The organism is Vagococcus jeotgali (genome assembly GCF_035918315.1).
Lineage (GTDB): Bacteria > Bacillota > Bacilli > Lactobacillales > Vagococcaceae > Vagococcus > Vagococcus jeotgali.
The window spans coordinates 1,122,870-1,138,951 of record NZ_CP142146.1 but is presented as its reverse complement, the minus strand read 5'-3'; the positions used below and the strand labels follow the sequence as shown (position 1 = coordinate 1,138,951).

The 16,082-nt window shown below is 33.4% G+C and carries 18 protein-coding genes; 15 read left to right on the top strand and 3 right to left on the bottom strand.

Annotated features, from left to right (window positions below):
* The first annotated feature begins 194 nt into the window (after positions 1-194).
* From VSF34_RS05875 to VSF34_RS05830, 10 genes are all read left to right on the top strand, one after another.
* Positions 195-1,373 (top strand): class I SAM-dependent rRNA methyltransferase, encoded by a 1,179-nt coding sequence (locus VSF34_RS05875; protein WP_326716430.1) that lies wholly within the window; start codon positions 195-197, stop codon positions 1,371-1,373.
* Positions 1,374-1,404: 31 nt separating this feature from the next.
* The gene (gene aroD, locus VSF34_RS05870) at positions 1,405-2,181 is read left to right on the top strand and encodes a type I 3-dehydroquinate dehydratase (protein WP_326716429.1); all 777 of its coding nucleotides are present in this window, start codon (positions 1,405-1,407) and stop codon (positions 2,179-2,181) included.
* Positions 2,182-2,183: 2 nt separating this feature from the next.
* Positions 2,184-2,666 carry a Cys-tRNA(Pro) deacylase gene (gene ybaK, locus VSF34_RS05865; protein ID WP_326716428.1) on the top strand — a complete coding sequence of 161 codons (483 nt, stop codon included), beginning with the start codon at positions 2,184-2,186 and terminating at the stop codon, positions 2,664-2,666.
* Positions 2,667-2,840: 174 nt separating this feature from the next.
* Positions 2,841-4,277, top strand: a complete 1,437-nt coding sequence (locus tag VSF34_RS05860; RefSeq protein ID WP_326716427.1) for an NCS2 family permease — start codon at positions 2,841-2,843, stop codon at positions 4,275-4,277.
* 130 nt (positions 4,278-4,407) lie between these two features.
* Complete coding sequence (locus VSF34_RS05855; RefSeq protein WP_326716426.1) at positions 4,408-4,674, top strand: hypothetical protein; 267 nt, start codon at positions 4,408-4,410, stop codon at positions 4,672-4,674.
* 37 nt (positions 4,675-4,711) lie between these two features.
* On the top strand, positions 4,712-5,941 hold the full coding sequence (locus tag VSF34_RS05850) for a multidrug efflux MFS transporter (RefSeq protein WP_326716425.1): 1,230 nt from the start codon (positions 4,712-4,714) through the stop codon (positions 5,939-5,941).
* 14 nt (positions 5,942-5,955) lie between these two features.
* Positions 5,956-6,903: a LacI family DNA-binding transcriptional regulator gene (locus VSF34_RS05845; RefSeq protein ID WP_326716424.1), complete on the top strand. Its 948-nt coding sequence runs from the start codon at positions 5,956-5,958 to the stop codon at positions 6,901-6,903.
* A 133-nt stretch (positions 6,904-7,036) separates the two neighbouring features.
* Positions 7,037-8,182, top strand: a complete 1,146-nt coding sequence (locus VSF34_RS05840; protein WP_326716423.1) for an alpha-amylase family glycosyl hydrolase — start codon at positions 7,037-7,039, stop codon at positions 8,180-8,182.
* Positions 8,179-8,364 carry a hypothetical protein gene (locus VSF34_RS05835; RefSeq protein WP_326716422.1) on the top strand — a complete coding sequence of 62 codons (186 nt, stop codon included), beginning with the start codon at positions 8,179-8,181 and terminating at the stop codon, positions 8,362-8,364. Before VSF34_RS05840 ends, VSF34_RS05835 begins: the two co-directional genes overlap by 4 nt.
* A 90-nt stretch (positions 8,365-8,454) precedes the next feature.
* Positions 8,455-8,700, top strand: coding sequence for a hypothetical protein (locus VSF34_RS05830; protein ID WP_326716421.1), 246 nt, complete (start codon positions 8,455-8,457; stop codon positions 8,698-8,700).
* Positions 8,701-8,726: 26 nt separating this feature from the next.
* Here the strand turns inward: VSF34_RS05830 and VSF34_RS05825 are convergent, their stop codons facing one another.
* Positions 8,727-9,890, bottom strand: coding sequence for an FtsW/RodA/SpoVE family cell cycle protein (locus VSF34_RS05825; protein WP_326716420.1), 1,164 nt, complete (start codon positions 9,888-9,890; stop codon positions 8,727-8,729).
* A gap of 260 nt (positions 9,891-10,150) precedes the next feature.
* Here VSF34_RS05825 and trxB point away from each other — a divergent pair, with 260 nt between their 5' ends.
* From trxB to VSF34_RS05810, 3 genes are all read left to right on the top strand, one after another.
* Positions 10,151-11,068, top strand: a complete 918-nt coding sequence (trxB, locus tag VSF34_RS05820) for a thioredoxin-disulfide reductase (protein WP_326716419.1) — start codon at positions 10,151-10,153, stop codon at positions 11,066-11,068.
* A gap of 141 nt (positions 11,069-11,209) precedes the next feature.
* Positions 11,210-12,928, top strand: a complete 1,719-nt coding sequence (locus tag VSF34_RS05815; protein WP_326716418.1) for a phospho-sugar mutase — start codon at positions 11,210-11,212, stop codon at positions 12,926-12,928.
* A gap of 27 nt (positions 12,929-12,955) precedes the next feature.
* Entirely contained in the window at positions 12,956-13,267 is a 312-nt protein-coding gene (locus tag VSF34_RS05810; RefSeq protein WP_326716417.1) for an ArsR/SmtB family transcription factor, read from the top strand.
* A gap of 28 nt (positions 13,268-13,295) precedes the next feature.
* On the opposite strand, the gene yidC is transcribed toward VSF34_RS05810, so the two are convergent.
* Both yidC and VSF34_RS05800 read right to left on the bottom strand, forming a co-directional pair.
* A complete protein-coding gene (gene yidC, locus VSF34_RS05805) occupies positions 13,296-14,213 on the bottom strand; it encodes a membrane protein insertase YidC (RefSeq protein ID WP_326716416.1) in 918 nt (305 codons plus the stop codon).
* A 99-nt stretch (positions 14,214-14,312) separates the two neighbouring features.
* Entirely contained in the window at positions 14,313-14,582 is a 270-nt protein-coding gene (locus tag VSF34_RS05800) for an acylphosphatase (protein ID WP_326716415.1), read from the bottom strand.
* Between the two features lie 110 nt (positions 14,583-14,692).
* Between VSF34_RS05800 and VSF34_RS05795 the strand changes: the two genes are divergently transcribed.
* Together VSF34_RS05795 and VSF34_RS05790 are read left to right on the top strand one after the other, a co-directional pair.
* The gene (locus tag VSF34_RS05795; protein ID WP_326716414.1) at positions 14,693-15,457 is read left to right on the top strand and encodes a TrmH family RNA methyltransferase; all 765 of its coding nucleotides are present in this window, start codon (positions 14,693-14,695) and stop codon (positions 15,455-15,457) included.
* 117 nt (positions 15,458-15,574) lie between these two features.
* Entirely contained in the window at positions 15,575-16,075 is a 501-nt protein-coding gene (locus VSF34_RS05790) for an HD domain-containing protein (RefSeq protein WP_326716413.1), read from the top strand.
* The last annotated feature ends 7 nt before the right edge of the window (positions 16,076-16,082 follow it).

The window sequence follows — 16,082 nt, the reverse complement described above, 5'->3', positions numbered from 1 at the left end:
GAGGCTAAATCTAGCCGAAAGCTTCATATCATATAATACCGTTTCAGTAAAGGCATGTCAATTGAAGAAAGAAGTAAAAAGTGTGAATTTTTATGAAAAAAGGTAAATTTAATTAATGAAAACTTAGCCAAGACGAAAAAAAACTGATATAGTGTAGTAGTATATGTATAGATTTATTCAGAGGGATTGACTAAATGGAAAAAATAAAGATAAAACAAGCAAGTGTGAAAAAATATAGAAAAGACTACCCCTTGATTCAGGATATAGACTTAGTCACATATCCAAAAGAGTTACCAAAGGGTTGGGTAAGTTTTTATACTCAAAACGAGGAATTTATTGGATATGGTTATTTAGGGAAACAAAATAAGGGGATAGGTTGGTTGATTAGTTTTAAAGAAAACCAGCCATTAAAACCAGCTTTTTTTAGTAAACTATTTAATGAAGCAAAACAAGAACGTCAATCATTTTTCTTAGATGAAAGTACTACAGCTTTTCGCTTATTTAATGGTGAAGGGGATGGTTTGGGAGGCATGACGATTGATTGGTATGATGGTTATTTAGTTATATCTTGGTATAACGAAACGATTTATGGTTTAAAACATGAGATTTTAAAAGCCTTACAGCAATCAGGCATTCCCGCTATTGGTATTTATGAAAAAGTAAGATTTAAAAAAGATGGTTTACAAGACTCTTCTTTTTTATGGGGTGAAAAAGCACCTGAGCCTTTGATTGTTAAAGAAAACAATATTAATTATGCAACTTACTTAAATGAAGGACTGATGACAGGTATCTTTTTAGATCAACGTGATGTGAGGCGTGAGCTATCAGAAGGTTTGAGTACAGGTAAGACGTTACTTAACACATTTAGCTATACAGGGGCTTTTTCAGTTGCAGCTGCTTATGGTGGTGCAACACATACAACGAGTGTTGACTTAGCTAAACGAAGCTTAGAAAAAACGAAGGAACAATTTGAGGTAAACGGTATTGATGGAGACAAACAAGCTATTATAGTGATGGATGTTTTTGATTATTTCAAATATGCTTTAAGAAAAGAGATGACATTTGATATAGTAGTGATGGACCCACCGAGTTTTGCGCGAAATAAAAAACGAACTTTTTCAGTCGCCAAAGATTATGGTAAACTAACTTATGAAGCAGCTCAACTAGTCAAACAAAATGGTTTACTCATAGCATCAACAAATGCTGCTAATGTATCTATGGATAAATTTAGAAGCATGGTAGAAAATGGTATTAAAGAAACAGGAAGAACATTTTCCTTAAGTGCTAAATATCACTTGCCTACTGACTTTAAAGTGTCAGATACATTCAAAGAAGCAAATTATTTAAAAGTCTTATTTTATAATATTAAGTAGTCGTAATTTATGAGTGATAGGTGGGAGTAGGATGTCAAGATTAAAACTAAGAAACCTTACATTAGGTGAAAATGAGCCCAAAGTATGTGTTTCTCTAATAGCGAGAAATTTTGAGGAGTTATTTGCAGAGGCGATGCGTTTAAATGCGCTTGATTGTGATATGATAGAGTGGCGTGCTGACTATTTTATGTATGTAAACGATCCACATTTCATGAAAAAAGCAGCTTATTTTATTCGTTATGCCATTGAAGAAAAACCTTTGATTTTTACTTTTAGAACTCTTCAAGAAGGAGGGGGACAAAGTATTGACTTGGATTATTATTTTGAATTAAATAAAGTTATGATGGAAACTGGACTTGTTGATATTGTAGATTTAGAATTTGAAATGTTATTAAAAAAAGAATCAGATGTACAGGACTTTGCCAAATTACATGATGTGAAAGTCTTGATGTCAAACCATGATGGTGGTAAAACACCTTCTAATCAAGAGATGCTAGAAACAATTTATGAGATGCGTGAATTTGGTGCTGATATTTGTAAACTAGCTGTGATGCCTCACGACATGAGTGATGTTTTAAGAATATTGGATGTCTCAAACCATATTCAAACTACAAAACCAGATTTAACATTTACTTTAATAGGTATGGGAGATATTGGTCGTTTAACTAGGTTGACTGGGGAATTATTTGGCTCAAGTATTACATATGCATCAAATGGCAAACACATGTCAGCCCCAGGGCAACTACCCATAGGACCTCTTAGAAAAGGGATGGATGTTATTGGCTTGTCAAAACCAAGAGGGCGATGATAATGGCTAAGAAAAAAATTAAAACAAATGCTATACGTCATCTAGAAGCTCAACAGATTGTTTTTCATACCACTGAGTATCGGTGGGATGAGGAGACACTTAGTGCTGTTGATGCAGCACGTGATTTAGGGGTTGCTCCAGATGAAATATATAAAACCTTAGTTTTAACAGGAACTACAACACCTTATCTTGTTGCCGTTATTCCTGGTGATGCTACTCTAGATTTAAAAAAATTAGCTAAAATAAGTGGGAATAAAAAAGTAGATATGCTACCGATGAAAGAGTTAGAATCTTTAACAGGTTATGTTCACGGTGGCTGTTCACCGATTGGTATGAAAAAGAAATTCCCTACTTTTTACTTTGAGAATATGTTGTCTCTAAGTGAAGTAAGGGTATCAGCTGGTAAACGGGGTTTGCAATTAGTGATAGACCCAAGTTATTTAGTAGAAGTTACAGATGGTATTCTTGGAGATATTATAAAATAATATTAAAACACTCATTCATGAGTGTTTTTCTTTTTGTTTTAAATAAAAACGAACATTAAAATGATTTTTTAAATTAAAATTCATTTTTTTGTTGATTTATTTAATTAGGATAGCTATAATCAAATTTGTTAGGAAACGAACAAATGATAAATTGAGAGGATGTATTGTTAAGAAATGGAAAAGTTTTTTAAGTTAAAAGAAAATGGAACAACAGTATCAACAGAAATAATGGCAGGGCTCACGACCTTTTTTGCAATGAGTTATATTTTATTCGTTAACCCATCAATTCTCTCGCTTTCAGGGATGCCTTTTCAAGCGGTCTTTTTAGCAACTATTATCTCCTCAGCAGTAGGAACATTAATTATGGGATTATTTGCTAATGTCCCTTATGCTCAAGCTCCAGGTATGGGACTTAATGCTTTCTTTACTTTTACAGTAGTGATGGGGTTGGGATATTCTTGGGAACAAGGTTTAGCTATGGTATTTATTTGTGGTATTATCAACATTGTTATTACCATTACAAAGCTTAGAAAACTAATAATTCAGTCAATCCCCATCAGTTTACAACATGCTATTGGTGGTGGTATTGGTATTTTTATAGCCTATGTCGGCATTAAAAATGCAGGACTATTACAATTTACATCAGATCAAAACACAATTGTTTCTTCTACAGTTGATGGAGATAAAGCTATTAACGTCGTATCAAATGGTGGTATTGTACCTGCTTTAGCTAACTTTAATAATCCAGCTATCATTTTAGCTTTGATAGGTATTATCATAACAACTATTTTAGTGATAAAAAATGTCAAAGGTGGTATTTTGATTGGGATCATTGCAACAACAATTCTTGCTATTCCAATGGGTGTTGTTGATTTAAGTAGCATTAATTTTGAACAAAATTCTTTAGGGAATTCTTTTAAAGAGTTAGGCGTGACGTTTGGTGCAGCTTTTGGTCCAAATGGTATGCCCTCACTTTTCTCAGACGTAGAAAAAATACCACAAGTGTTATTAACCATATTGGCATTTAGTCTATCTGATATTTTTGATACAATTGGAACATTTATTGGTACAGGTAGACGAACTGGTATTTTCTCTCAAGCTGATGAAGAATCTGTAAAAGAAAATAAAGGGATTCAATCTAAAATGTACAAGGCATTATTCTCAGATGCCATTGCAACTAGTGTAGGGGCAGTGGTTGGAACAAGTAATGTCACGACCTATGTAGAAAGTGCTGCTGGTATTAGTGTTGGTGGTAGAACAGGTTTAACTAGTGTTGTAGTTGCTATTATGTTTTTATTAAGTAGCTTCCTATCACCAGTTGTAGGTGTTGTACCTGCCCAAGCGACAGCGCCAGCTTTGATTATTGTAGGAATTATGATGATGGCTTCATTTAAAGAAATCGAATGGACTAATCTAGAAGATGCCATCCCAGCCTTTTTTACTTCGATATTCATGGGTCTTGCTTATAGTATTTCTTATGGTATTGCAGCAGGATTTATCTTTTATGTGATTGTGAAAGTTGTAAAAGGTAAATTCAAAGAAGTTTCTCCAGTCTTATGGGTTGTTACTGGATTGTTTGTAATTAATTTTATCGTTTTAGCCACTATGTAGCAGGTTAAATATATTTAATGAAAATACCTATCAGTGATTCTATTCTACTGATAGGTATTTTTTGGTGAATGAGTTGATAACAATAGAAATCTTGTAGAATTTAGCGTATGATAATTAAGAGGTGATAGAGATGGAAAAAAGAAGTCATTCGATAGAATTAAAAGACTTAATTCAAACATATAGAGAAAACTCTTTAAAAGTAAGTCTTAACACTCAAGAAATCAAAGTCTTTGAAGATGTGTTATCTGAGTCTAATAGGTTAGTCGATCAGCTAAATGGCCTAAAAGAGACTTTAGAGGATTCTAATCTCTCTTTGGTAGGAGAGGATATTTCTAAATCAACCCATGATTTTAATTTAGAAATTAAATATATACTGGAAGAACTATCAGCTGAGTAAGAGAAATGTTAATTAGAAAAGGATGTCGTTGTTGTTCATGGAGATTGATTGGAAACGAAATATGTATATTGCTTGGCTCGGTTGTTTTTTTACAGGAGTCAGCTTTAGTTTAGTTATGCCCTTTATCCCGATATATATAGAAGAACTAGGAGCTCCGCAAAATAAAGTAGAGTTTTATGCTGGATTATCAATTAGTATCACTGCTCTTTCAGCAGCCTTAGTTGCTCCTTTATGGGGGAATATGGCAGATAGAAGAGGTCGTAAATTAATGATGGTTAGAGCAGCAGCTGGTATGACGATTACTATGGGCTCGCTTGCTTTTGTTCCTAACGTTTTTTGGTTGCTGGTTATGCGTTTTTTTAATGGATTATTATCAGGTTATGTTCCTAATGCTACTGCTATGATTGCCTCACAAGCTCCAAAAGATAAGAGTGGTTGGGCATTAGGTACGTTAGCAACTGGTGCTGTGGCAGGTAGTTTGATAGGGCCATCTTTAGGTGGTTTTTTGGCACAGACCGTTGGAATTAGAAATGTATTTATTGTAACGGGTGTCATTTTATTAATTAATACGATTTTAACTATGTTTTTTGTTAAGGAAGATTTTACACCGATTGAACGGGCTGAGGTTATGCCAACCAAGGAGATGCTAAAGAGCATCAAACAACCTAGGCTGCTGTTTGGTTTGTTACTAACTACTTTTATTATTCAAATTGGTATGACAACTATTAGTCCAATTCTAACTCTTTATATCAGACAATTAGGTGGTCAAAACGATAATATTTTATTTGTTAGTGGCTTAATTGTATCAATCGCTGGTTTTTCAACTTTTATATCAGCTCCCTTATTAGGTAAATTAGGAGATAAATTCGGTAATCAATATGTGTTAATTTTTGGTTTATCTCTATCTTTTCTTTGTATATTACCTATGGGATTTATCAAAACACCCTTTCAATTAGGTGTGTTAAGATTTTTATTAGGTTTTTCAACGGGAGCGCTTATGCCTTCTGTTAATTCTCTAATTAGTAAGCTTACCCCAGCTAATGGAGTGAGTCGAATATTTAGTTTTAATCAAATGTTCACTAACTTTGGTCAAGTGGCAGGACCACTTCTAGGATCATTAGTGGCTAACCGATCAGATTATAGTACCGTTTTTATCGTTACCAGTGGCTTAATTGGGATAAATATTGCGTTAACTTTATTTAATTTTAGAGGTAAATTATCATTAAAAGAATTAATTAATGAAATAAAAAATAGTGTGACACCGTAATAGGAGTGATGTGCTTGGCAACACTAACAGATGTAGCAAAAAAAGCTAATGTATCAAAAATGACTGTATCACGAGTTTTAAATCATCCAGAAAAAGTGACAGATGAGTTAAAAGAATTAGTATTTCAAGCGATGAAAGAGCTTAATTATCGTCCTAATATAGCCGCAAAGGCGCTTGCTAATAACCGAAGTCAAGTTATTAATTTTTTTATCTTAGAAGAGATGGATACAACTGAGCCTTATTTTATGTCTTTGCTTATGGGGATTTCAAGAGAATTAGATAAACATCACTATTCCTTACAGTTGTTGACAGAAAACAGTATTGATACTGGACAAAGTGATGGATTGATTATCACAGGTATGCGGAAGTCTGATTTTTTATGGATAAAAGATTTAGATAAACCATTTATTTTGTTTGGAGAAAATAAATTAGGATATGATTATGTTGACACAGATAATCAAAAAGGTGTTGAGTTATCAACAGAGTATGTTATCAGCTTAGGATATGAACATATTGTGTTTATAGGGATTGATGTTGATGAACCATTTGAGTGTTCTAGAGAGAAGGGTTATTTAAAAATGATGAAGAAACATCATTTAGAGCCTGTTATTTATAAATTTGAAAATTGTTCTCGCTATGCTAGGTGTTTTATTGAGAGTAATAAAGGGAAATTTCCTAAAAATACGGCTTTTGTTTGTGCCAGTGACCGTTTAGCCATTGGAATAGAAAGAGGTTTGTTAAGTCAAGATTGTATCATTCCAGATGATTTTGGAGTTATTGGTTATGATGGTGTCTTTTTGGACCAAGTGGCTTACCCCAGACTATCAACTATCAAACAACCAGTTTTAGAGATGGGACAGGCTTGTGCTAGCTTGTTGCTAGATAAAATTAATCAGAGGGGAGAAGAACAGGGGTTTAAAATTTTTGAACCGACTTTAATTAAGCGAGATAGTACAAGATAGCTAGAGACTGTTTTAGATATCAGTTTCTAGCTATCTTTTTTATATTTTGTTATCGCTAACAAGAAAAGAAAGGTTGTCCTTTTTGAACCTATCTCCTACACTATGATTAAAGAATGAACTAGGAGGTAAATGTATGTCAGACTCAATAAAAAGTAAAGAAATTATTTATCAAATTTATCCAAAAAGTTTTAAAGATAGTTCACATAGTGGTATTGGTGATTTACGTGGTGTGATCGAATCTTTAGACTACATCAAACAAATCGGTGTGACAACCATTTGGTTAAACCCTATATTTTTATCCCCTCAAATAGATAATGGGTATGATGTGTCAGATTATGAAAGTATTGATCCCATTTTTGGGAGTATGAGAGACGTTGAGGTATTAATAAAACAAGCACATCAACGCGGTCTAAAAATCATGTTTGACTTAGTATTAAATCATACATCTAGTAAACATCCATGGTTTATTTCAGCCACAGAAGATAAGAATAGTTTGTACCGAGATTTTTATCTTTGGGAAGATTTAAAGGAGGGAAATGAACTGCCAAATAATTGGGCTTCTTTTTTTGGTGGACCAGTATGGGAGAGAGAACCATATTTTAATCAAGTTTACTTTCATCTATTTGATAAAGAGATGCCAGACTTAAATTGGGATAATCCTAAAGTTAGAGAAGCCATGCTAAATGTCGCTTTATTTTGGTTAGAAAAAGGGGTCGATGGCTTTAGATTAGATGCTTTCATTCATATGAAAAAAGCAGATTTTTCACTAATAGTTAAAGAAGATCCTGAAAAAACATTAATTGCAGAGGAATATTATGCTAATTTACCTGAAGTTTCCATATATTTAGAAGAATTTATTGAAGCTCTAAAAAAGCGAAAACCTTCTCTTTTTATCCTTGGGGAAGCAGCATCAGCCACACCAGTATTAGCAAAATCTTATTTAGGTCCTAATTTATGTGATGCGGTAATATCTTTTGATCATATTCAAGATAAATTAGATATTAATGAAGAGGAGTTAGACTTAGGATTAACTAAAAAAGTAATAGATGTTAAAGGTATCAAAGGTCGCTTAAAAGCATGGCAGACAGAGCTAGATAATGATGAATTACCAAGTTTATATTGGAATAATCATGACATGCCAAGACTTGTTTCAAGATTTGGCCAGACAGGAAAACTAAGAGTCAAAAGCATCAAACCATTGTCTACAGGTATGTATTTATTACGAGGGATTCCTGTGATTCTTTACGGAGAAGAAATTGGAATGAAGAAATTGGAATGAAGAATTTAGAAATTGATGATGTGAATACATTTTATGATGATATAACAAGGTGTCAGTATGATTACTTAATTGAACGCGGCTGGGAGCATCATGAGGCGATGGAGAGAATTACGGCACAAAATAAGGAAGCAAGTCGAGGATTTATGCAGTGGGAAAGCGAATCTAATCAGACAAATAATTGAATTGGGGAAAATAAAGAAGCAGTCTTTAATGTTAGTGACCAACTTGCAAGTGAAGATGGTATTTTAACTCATTATCAAGAATTATTTTCATTGAAACAAGATGACTTATTTGCTAATGCTCAAGTGGAATTTATTGAATCTAGTGATAATATGATTATTTACAAGAGGAAGCTTAAAGGACAAGAGGCACTTATTATTTGTGAGTGGGCTAATCAACCAGTAAAACTTCCTGATGTACTAAAAGAATGGGATAACGCAGAATTAATTTTAGGAATTGATATAGTACGACAAGAATCAATATATCCTTATGACTATGCTGTTTATCTAAAAAGATAATGGTAATAAAAAAACGGAAAATGGGATTAACCATGTTCCGTTTTTGTTGTATCCATACCAAAAATTAATCCAAAAGCTAGCATAGTAGATACTAATGCCGTTCCTCCTTGACTAAGGAAGGGAAGAGGGATACCTGTTAGGGGTAGTAATCCAATTGAAGCACCAATATTTTCAAAGGTTTGGAAAACTAACATAAAGACAATCCCTACACAAATATAAATATTAAATGTTGAGTTACTTTTGATTCCGGTAAAGAAGATTTGGAAAAATAAGTAGAAGTAAAGTAAGATGACAGCAGTTGCTCCGATGAATCCATAAGCTTCACCTACAAAAGTGAAAATCATATCTGATTCACGAACAGGCACGTAAACTTGTACGCCTGTTGTCCCTTTACCAAACATCCCACCAGAACCAATAGCTAGTAGTCCTTGTACTTGCTGATAGGCAATAGTACCTGCATACTCAAACGGGTCGACCCAAGCTCTAACGCGGTTTAACTGGTACTCTTTAAAGTGTAAAGAGGAGAGAATGGCTTGACCGGACTCGGTAAATACTAAAAATATTAAGCTGCCACCAATGACACCTAAAATAGCAAAAAGAACAGCTACAATTCGCCAGTTAATACCTGAGGCAATAATTAATGCTCCTAGTACGGTAATAAATACTAAACTTGTTCCAAAATCTTTTTGAACAAACATTAAAAAGAATAAAGGGGCACTCACAATAGCTAGCCAACCAATCATTTTTAAATCTGTTTTAATCGTTTTTCCTTCTCTTTTCTGGTTATACTTGACGAGTTCTTTTGATATAAATAAGATATAAGCTGTTTTTGCAAGCTCAGAAGGTTGGAACTGGATACCAAAGATATCTAACCATCTTTTTGTTCCTGTGATGTCATACATATGAACATCATAGAAAAAATACAAAGAACCCATTAGTAATAAAGAAAATAAGTAAAACCAAGGGACAGCTTTCCATATAATATCTCTTCTTATATATTTAACCCCAAACATACAAACTGTTCCGACAAGAACAAATATAACCTGCTTACCAGCTTGTTTAAGGGGGTTATTATCATCATAATAACCAACCCAATATTGTAACCAAATGCTAAGAAGTAACATTAAAAAAATGGGTAACAATAAGGCATAATTAAAATTACTCTGTTGTTGATAATCTCTACGTTTCATAGTTACATCCTTTACTCATTTACTTTCATATGGCTTGTCACACTTTATATACGCTACCACTTTTTAAGCAAATTGACTAGAGAAAAGGGTAATTTAAATAATTTTTTAATTTTTATTCTTCTTTTATGTTTTATTTATTTATGGAAGAAGGAATGAAAAGAGTGACGTCACATATGACCATTCTACATGAAGACGAATGAATGGACAATAAGGAATTTACAAGTTAAAGTAAGGTTAGTTAAATGATTTGGAGGATTAGTATGAAAGACGTTATTATTATTGGTTCAGGACCAGGAGGCATGACTGCAGCACTATATGCTTCACGCTCAGATTTATCTGTTTTAGTTATTGAAAGAGGTGCACCAGGAGGTCAGCTGATGAATACAGCAGATGTTGAAAACTATCCAGGTGTTGGACTTGTCACAGGCCCAGATCTTGCTATGAGTATGTATGAAAATTCATCTAATTTTGGAGCAGAGCATGCTTATGGAAATGTTATTTCAATTGAAGATCACGGAGCAGTTAAAAAGGTGATTTGTGATGATGCTACGTATGAAGCTAAGGCTGTTATTATTGCTAGTGGTAGCGATCATAGAAAAATTGGCATTCCCGGTGAAGAGGAGTACTCTGGTCGTGGTGTCTCTTATTGTGCAGTCTGTGATGGTGCTTTTTTCAAGGATCGCCACTTAGTTGTTATTGGTGGGGGAGATTCAGCAGTTGAAGAAGGTCTTTATTTAACACAATTTGCTAGTAGAGTGACCATTGTTCACCGACGTGATGAACTCAGAGCACAAAAGATTTTACAAGAGAGAGCCTTTAAGAATGAAAAAATTGACTTTCAGTGGAATAAAGTACCTGTTGCTATTGAAGGAGATGATGTTAAAGTTCAGTCGGTCCAATTAAAAGATACTCAAACAGGTGAGGTAGAAAACTTCTTAGCTGATGGTGTATTTATCTATATAGGATTAGATCCATTAACAGAATTTGCTAAGGATTTATCTATTACTAATGAAGAAGGTTGGATTCAAACAAACAATCATATGGAAACACGCTTACCTGGTATCTATGCTATTGGTGATGTTCGTGATACTGTATTAAGACAAATTGCAACAGCCGTTGGAGATGGTAGTATTGCTGGTCAAGAAGTTTATAAATATATAACAAGCCTAGAGGATTAACTGATTTACAAGTGTTTTGTTATAAAGATATATTTATACAATAAAGAGGATGGACTTTTTGTTCATCCTCTTTTTTCTTTAGGAAAAAGCGCTTAAAAATGATACAATAGTGTTATAAATTGAAAATTGAGGTGTAATTATATGGAATGGCAAACAACATATAAGGAGTGGTTAGATTATGATAACCTTTCTCCAATGGTTAGAGAAAATTTAGTTAGTTTAGTAGATAATCAAACAGAGCTAGAAGATGCTTTTTATGCGCCTTTAGAATTTGGAACAGCAGGCATGCGAGGGAAATTAGGCGCAGGTATTAATCGTATGAATATTTATACAGTTAGGCAAGCAGCTGAAGGTTTAGCACGTTTTATTGAAAATCAAGGAGAAGAGGCTAAAAAAAGAGGTGTTGCAATCGCTTATGACTCTAGACATCAATCATCTGAATTTGCAATGGAATCAGGACGTGTTTTGGCAGCTCACGGTATTAAATCTTACATATTTGAAAATCTAAGACCAACACCAGAGTTGTCATTTACAGTCAGAGAACTTCATTGTATAGCAGGTATTATGATTACAGCTAGCCATAATCCAGCAGAATACAATGGTTTTAAAGTATATGGTGCTGATGGAGGGCAAATGCCACCTCATGATGCAGATGAAGTGATTAAATATGTTCGTAGTATTGAAAACCCATTAAATATTAAAACCTTACCTATTACAGAATCAAAAGACTTTATTAAAATGATTGGTGAAGACATTGATGACTTGTATTTGGATCAATTAAAAACAGTTACAATTAACAATGAAATGATTAAGCGAAGTGGTAAGCAACTAAATATGGTCTTTACACCACTACATGGTACTGGGAAAATGTTAGGTGAGAAGGCACTACTAGAAGCTGGGTTTACAAATGTTGCCTTAGTTGAGGAACAAGCTATTGCAGATCCTAATTTTTCAACAGTCGATTCTCCTAATCCTGAGGAAAAAAATGCCTTTGAATATGCGATTTCATTAGGAAAACAAAACGGGGCAGATGTTTTAGTTGCAACCGATCCAGATGCAGATCGTTTGGCAGCAGCTGTTCGTATGCCTAATGGTGATTATGAAGTGTTATCAGGTAATCAACTAGCAAGTGTTATGATTCATTACATCCTATCTCAAAAAGCAGATAATGAAGAACTACCAAAAAATGCTGTTGTCCTAAAATCTATCGTATCAAGTGAGCTACCAACGGCTATTTGCCAAAAATATAAGGTCAAAATGGAAAGTGTCTTAACTGGGTTTAAATTTATTGCAGAAAAAATTAAACAATATGAAGAGACAAAAGAATATACGTTTATGTTTGGTTTTGAAGAGAGTTATGGTTACTTAATTAAACCATTTGTTCGCGATAAAGATGCTATTCAGACACTGGTTCTATTAGCTGAAATTGCTACTTACTATAGAGAAAAAGAACAAACTCTATATGATGGCTTACAAGAGATTTATACAGAATTTGGTTTCTTTGAAGAAAAGACGATATCTTTAACAAAACAAGGTGTTGAAGGATTAAAAGAAATTCAAGATATAATTAACTCAATTCGTCAAGAATTACCTAATATGTTTGGAGAATTAGCTGTGAGTTATGTGGAAGATTATTTAACTCAAACACGTCACAAGCAAGATGGTACAACAGAAACACTAACATTACCTTCAGCAAATGTGTTGAAATTCTTTTTAGAAGATGGAAGCTGGATTGCCGTCAGACCATCTGGTACAGAACCAAAGATTAAATTTTACATGGGAATAGTTGGCAAATCAAAAGACGTCACAGAAAAAAAACTATCTATGCTTGAATCATCACTTGCAGCCTATATAGAATAAACGTGAAAGTTGGCAGGGGGAATCAACATGAGATATTTAAATCAAGAGACGATTCAAGAAACAAGTAAGCTTTTTAAAACAATTGGTGATGCGACAAGGTTAAAGATATTATTAGCATTGTCAGAGACAGAAATGAATGTGTCTGCTATTACAGAGTATCTTGAGATGGAACAATCTGCTGTGTCTCATCAATTAAAACTTCTAAGGGAAAATCATTTAGTGAAATCTAGAAAAGAAGGAAAGACTGTTGTTTACTCTTTAGATGATAATCATGTAAAAAGTATTTTATCTCAAATAATTGATCATATGAATCATATTAATCAAGAAAAAAAGAACTGACATCACATTGTCAGTTCTTTTTTGATAACTATTTACGCTGTTGCTTTCCAACATTACGCCCATTTGTTTGTTTATTTGTTTGTTTTTGTACAGCTTTCTTTGGTGTCACGTCTTTATTTGTTGTTGGAGTGACAACCTTAACTGGATTTTTTTCAAAATGTTCAGCAATTTCACGTTTTACTTTTGGTTTATGGTAAAGAGTTGTAATAAGAGATTGGATACACCCAAAAATACCACCGACTACCCAATAAAGAGTCACGCCAGCTGGAGCATTTAATGAGAAGAAGATAATCATAATTGGTGAGATAAAACTCATCATCTTCATTTGTTTCTTCTGCTCAGCGCTCATACCAATTGTGCTGATATAACTTTGTAAGAAATAACTAATACCAGCAAGAGCAACTAGTAGCATACTTGGTTTTCCTAAATTAATTCCTAAAAAGACAGATTCAGAAATACCTGGAGTGACTTTTGCGGCAAAGAAGAGTGCTGTAAAGATAGGCATTTGAATTAATAAAGGTAAACACCCAATACCGCCCATGATATTAATATCATTTTCTTTATAAAGTTGTTGTAATTCCATTTGAGCAGCCATTTTTTGCTCTTGTGAAGTAGCATTTTTCATCTTTTGATTAATAGCATCCATATGAGGCTTGATAGCAGCCATTTTTTCTTGTTGAACCATTGATTTTTTCATTTGATTTAAGCCAAGAGGCAAAATAATCAAGCGAACAATACAAGTCAGCAAGACAATGGACCAACCAAAACCTAACCCCCAATTTTCAGCGAAAAAGGTAACCAAGTTACTCATTGGTTTTACTAAAAAGTTATAAATAAATCCTTCTCCTGTTGGTTTTCCTGTTGAGTCTGTTTTCACACACCCTGATAAAAAAACTAAAAGACTAAAAAGTCCCGAGCTAATCATAAAACGTTTTAAATTTTTCATTTGGTTCTTCCTTTTCTTTAATATCTGAAAATCTACATATGATATACTATATCGAATTATATTTGATAATTCAATCACTTTATGAATAAATTACCTTTTCTAGACAATCTTGAATGACGTGTAGTCTTTAAAATCAGGATCGAAATTAATTTTGTAATCATCAACTCTACCCATTGGTGCCGGAGATTTTTTGACTTCTTCAATGAATTGTTGAATATTTAGTTTATCACCATTGGCCTCAATATAAACACTGCCATCTATTTGGTTTGTCACAATACCATAAATATTTAGCTCATCAGCTAATAGTTTTGTCATATAGCGAAATGCAACACCTTGAACTCGTCCGTAGACAGTCATTGAAATTTTCATTTATATGCATCCTTTCTTTATATTTATGCTTATTATAGCGTTTTTTAGAAACTTAAACAGTAAAATTTTATAAAAATCTGATATAATACAGGAGAATTAGGAGGGTTTTGATGAAAATAATTGAATCAGCATCTAACCAGTGGATGAAACAAATAAAAAAATTACATAAAAAGAAATTTCGTGATGAGACACAAACCTATTTGATTGAAGGTGAGCATCTTGTTGAGGAAGCACTTGATTATCATGCAGATATTGCTTGGATTATCACAACTGAAGAGGGATTAATTAAGTATAGTCAATTGATTTCTAGAATTGAGGATGAAAAATGTGTGATTATTCCTCATAAATTATTAAAAGACTTATCAGAATTACCAACACCCCAAGAAATAATTGCTGTTGTGAAGAAGCAACAAGAGTTTGATATATTAGATACACAACAACATTATTTACTTCTAGATAACATTCAAGACCCAGGTAATTTAGGAACAATGATTAGAACGGCTGATGCAGCAGGATTTTCAACAGTTGTTTTAGGTATAGGCACGACCGATTTATATGCCTCTAAAGTACAGCGTGCTATGCAAGGTAGTCAATTTCATATTAATATTTTGTCACACATTGATTTAGTGAGGTGGACAAAAGAAGCGAGAGAAAAGGGATTATTAGTTGTCGCTTCTGCTTTAGATTCACAAGCTATGTCATTTAAAGAGCTAAATAGACAGACACCAACAGCTATTATCATGGGAAATGAAGGGCAAGGTGTATCACCACAACTTCTAGCAGTTGTAGATAAAAAAATCTATATCCCAATGAAGGGTCTATCAGAATCTTTAAACGTAGCGGTCGCTGCTGGTATACTTATGTTTCACTTTTAGTCCTTTAAATATTATAAAATTATTAATTTCATTCTTAAATGTCGACAAGCTTAATTGTAATTGTTATGATGAGTGAGGAATTGGAGAAGTTAGGGCTTATAGAAGGAAAGTGATACGATGACTTTAAAATGGCAAAATGATGATGAATACATTGCATTAGTTGAAGACTTAATTTATACAGAAGATGTCCAAAAGTTAAAAGAATTTACCCAACACCATTACTCCAATCGATTAGATCATTCAATTCAAGTATCTTATAAAAGTTACTTATTAGCTAAAAAATTTGGTGGTGATAAGCGTGCCACAGCTAGAGCTGGTCTTTTACATGACTTGTTTTATTATGACTGGCGAGATACAAAGATGGGTGAGGGAACTCATGCTTATGTTCATCCAAGAATAGCTTTAGAGAATGCAAAAAAATTAACAGATATTTCACCTTTAGAAGAAGATATTATTGTGAAGCACATGTTTGGTGCAACCATTGCCCCACCGAAGTACAAAGAAAGTTATATTGTGACTTTAGTGGATAAATACTGTGCTTGTGAAGAAGTTGTTAAACCGCTTTACCAAAAATTTAAGAAAAAAGCAGGAAACTATTCACATATGATTCACCTATAAAAGTGTA

What these genes read in the sequence shown, in the direction of transcription:
- VSF34_RS05840 (WP_326716423.1), top strand. Translation starts at nt 7,037, where the DNA reads ATGTCAGACTCAATAAAAAGTAAAGAAATTATTTATCAAATTTATCCA.
- VSF34_RS05835 (WP_326716422.1), top strand. Translation starts at nt 8,179, where the DNA reads ATGAAGAATTTAGAAATTGATGATGTGAATACATTTTATGATGATATA.
- VSF34_RS05800 (WP_326716415.1), bottom strand. Translation starts at nt 14,582, where the DNA reads ATGAAAATTTCAATGACTGTCTACGGACGAGTTCAAGGTGTTGCATTT.
- VSF34_RS05850 (WP_326716425.1), top strand. Translation starts at nt 4,712, where the DNA reads ATGGAGATTGATTGGAAACGAAATATGTATATTGCTTGGCTCGGTTGT.
- VSF34_RS05810 (WP_326716417.1), top strand. Translation starts at nt 12,956, where the DNA reads ATGAGATATTTAAATCAAGAGACGATTCAAGAAACAAGTAAGCTTTTT.
- VSF34_RS05795 (WP_326716414.1), top strand. Translation starts at nt 14,693, where the DNA reads ATGAAAATAATTGAATCAGCATCTAACCAGTGGATGAAACAAATAAAA.
- VSF34_RS05855 (WP_326716426.1), top strand. Translation starts at nt 4,408, where the DNA reads ATGGAAAAAAGAAGTCATTCGATAGAATTAAAAGACTTAATTCAAACA.
- VSF34_RS05825 (WP_326716420.1), bottom strand. Translation starts at nt 9,890, where the DNA reads ATGAAACGTAGAGATTATCAACAACAGAGTAATTTTAATTATGCCTTA.
- aroD (WP_326716429.1), top strand. Translation starts at nt 1,405, where the DNA reads ATGTCAAGATTAAAACTAAGAAACCTTACATTAGGTGAAAATGAGCCC.
- VSF34_RS05860 (WP_326716427.1), top strand. Translation starts at nt 2,841, where the DNA reads ATGGAAAAGTTTTTTAAGTTAAAAGAAAATGGAACAACAGTATCAACA.
- yidC (WP_326716416.1), bottom strand. Translation starts at nt 14,213, where the DNA reads ATGAAAAATTTAAAACGTTTTATGATTAGCTCGGGACTTTTTAGTCTT.
- VSF34_RS05815 (WP_326716418.1), top strand. Translation starts at nt 11,210, where the DNA reads ATGGAATGGCAAACAACATATAAGGAGTGGTTAGATTATGATAACCTT.
- trxB (WP_326716419.1), top strand. Translation starts at nt 10,151, where the DNA reads ATGAAAGACGTTATTATTATTGGTTCAGGACCAGGAGGCATGACTGCA.
- VSF34_RS05790 (WP_326716413.1), top strand. Translation starts at nt 15,575, where the DNA reads ATGACTTTAAAATGGCAAAATGATGATGAATACATTGCATTAGTTGAA.
- VSF34_RS05875 (WP_326716430.1), top strand. Translation starts at nt 195, where the DNA reads ATGGAAAAAATAAAGATAAAACAAGCAAGTGTGAAAAAATATAGAAAA.
- ybaK (WP_326716428.1), top strand. Translation starts at nt 2,184, where the DNA reads ATGGCTAAGAAAAAAATTAAAACAAATGCTATACGTCATCTAGAAGCT.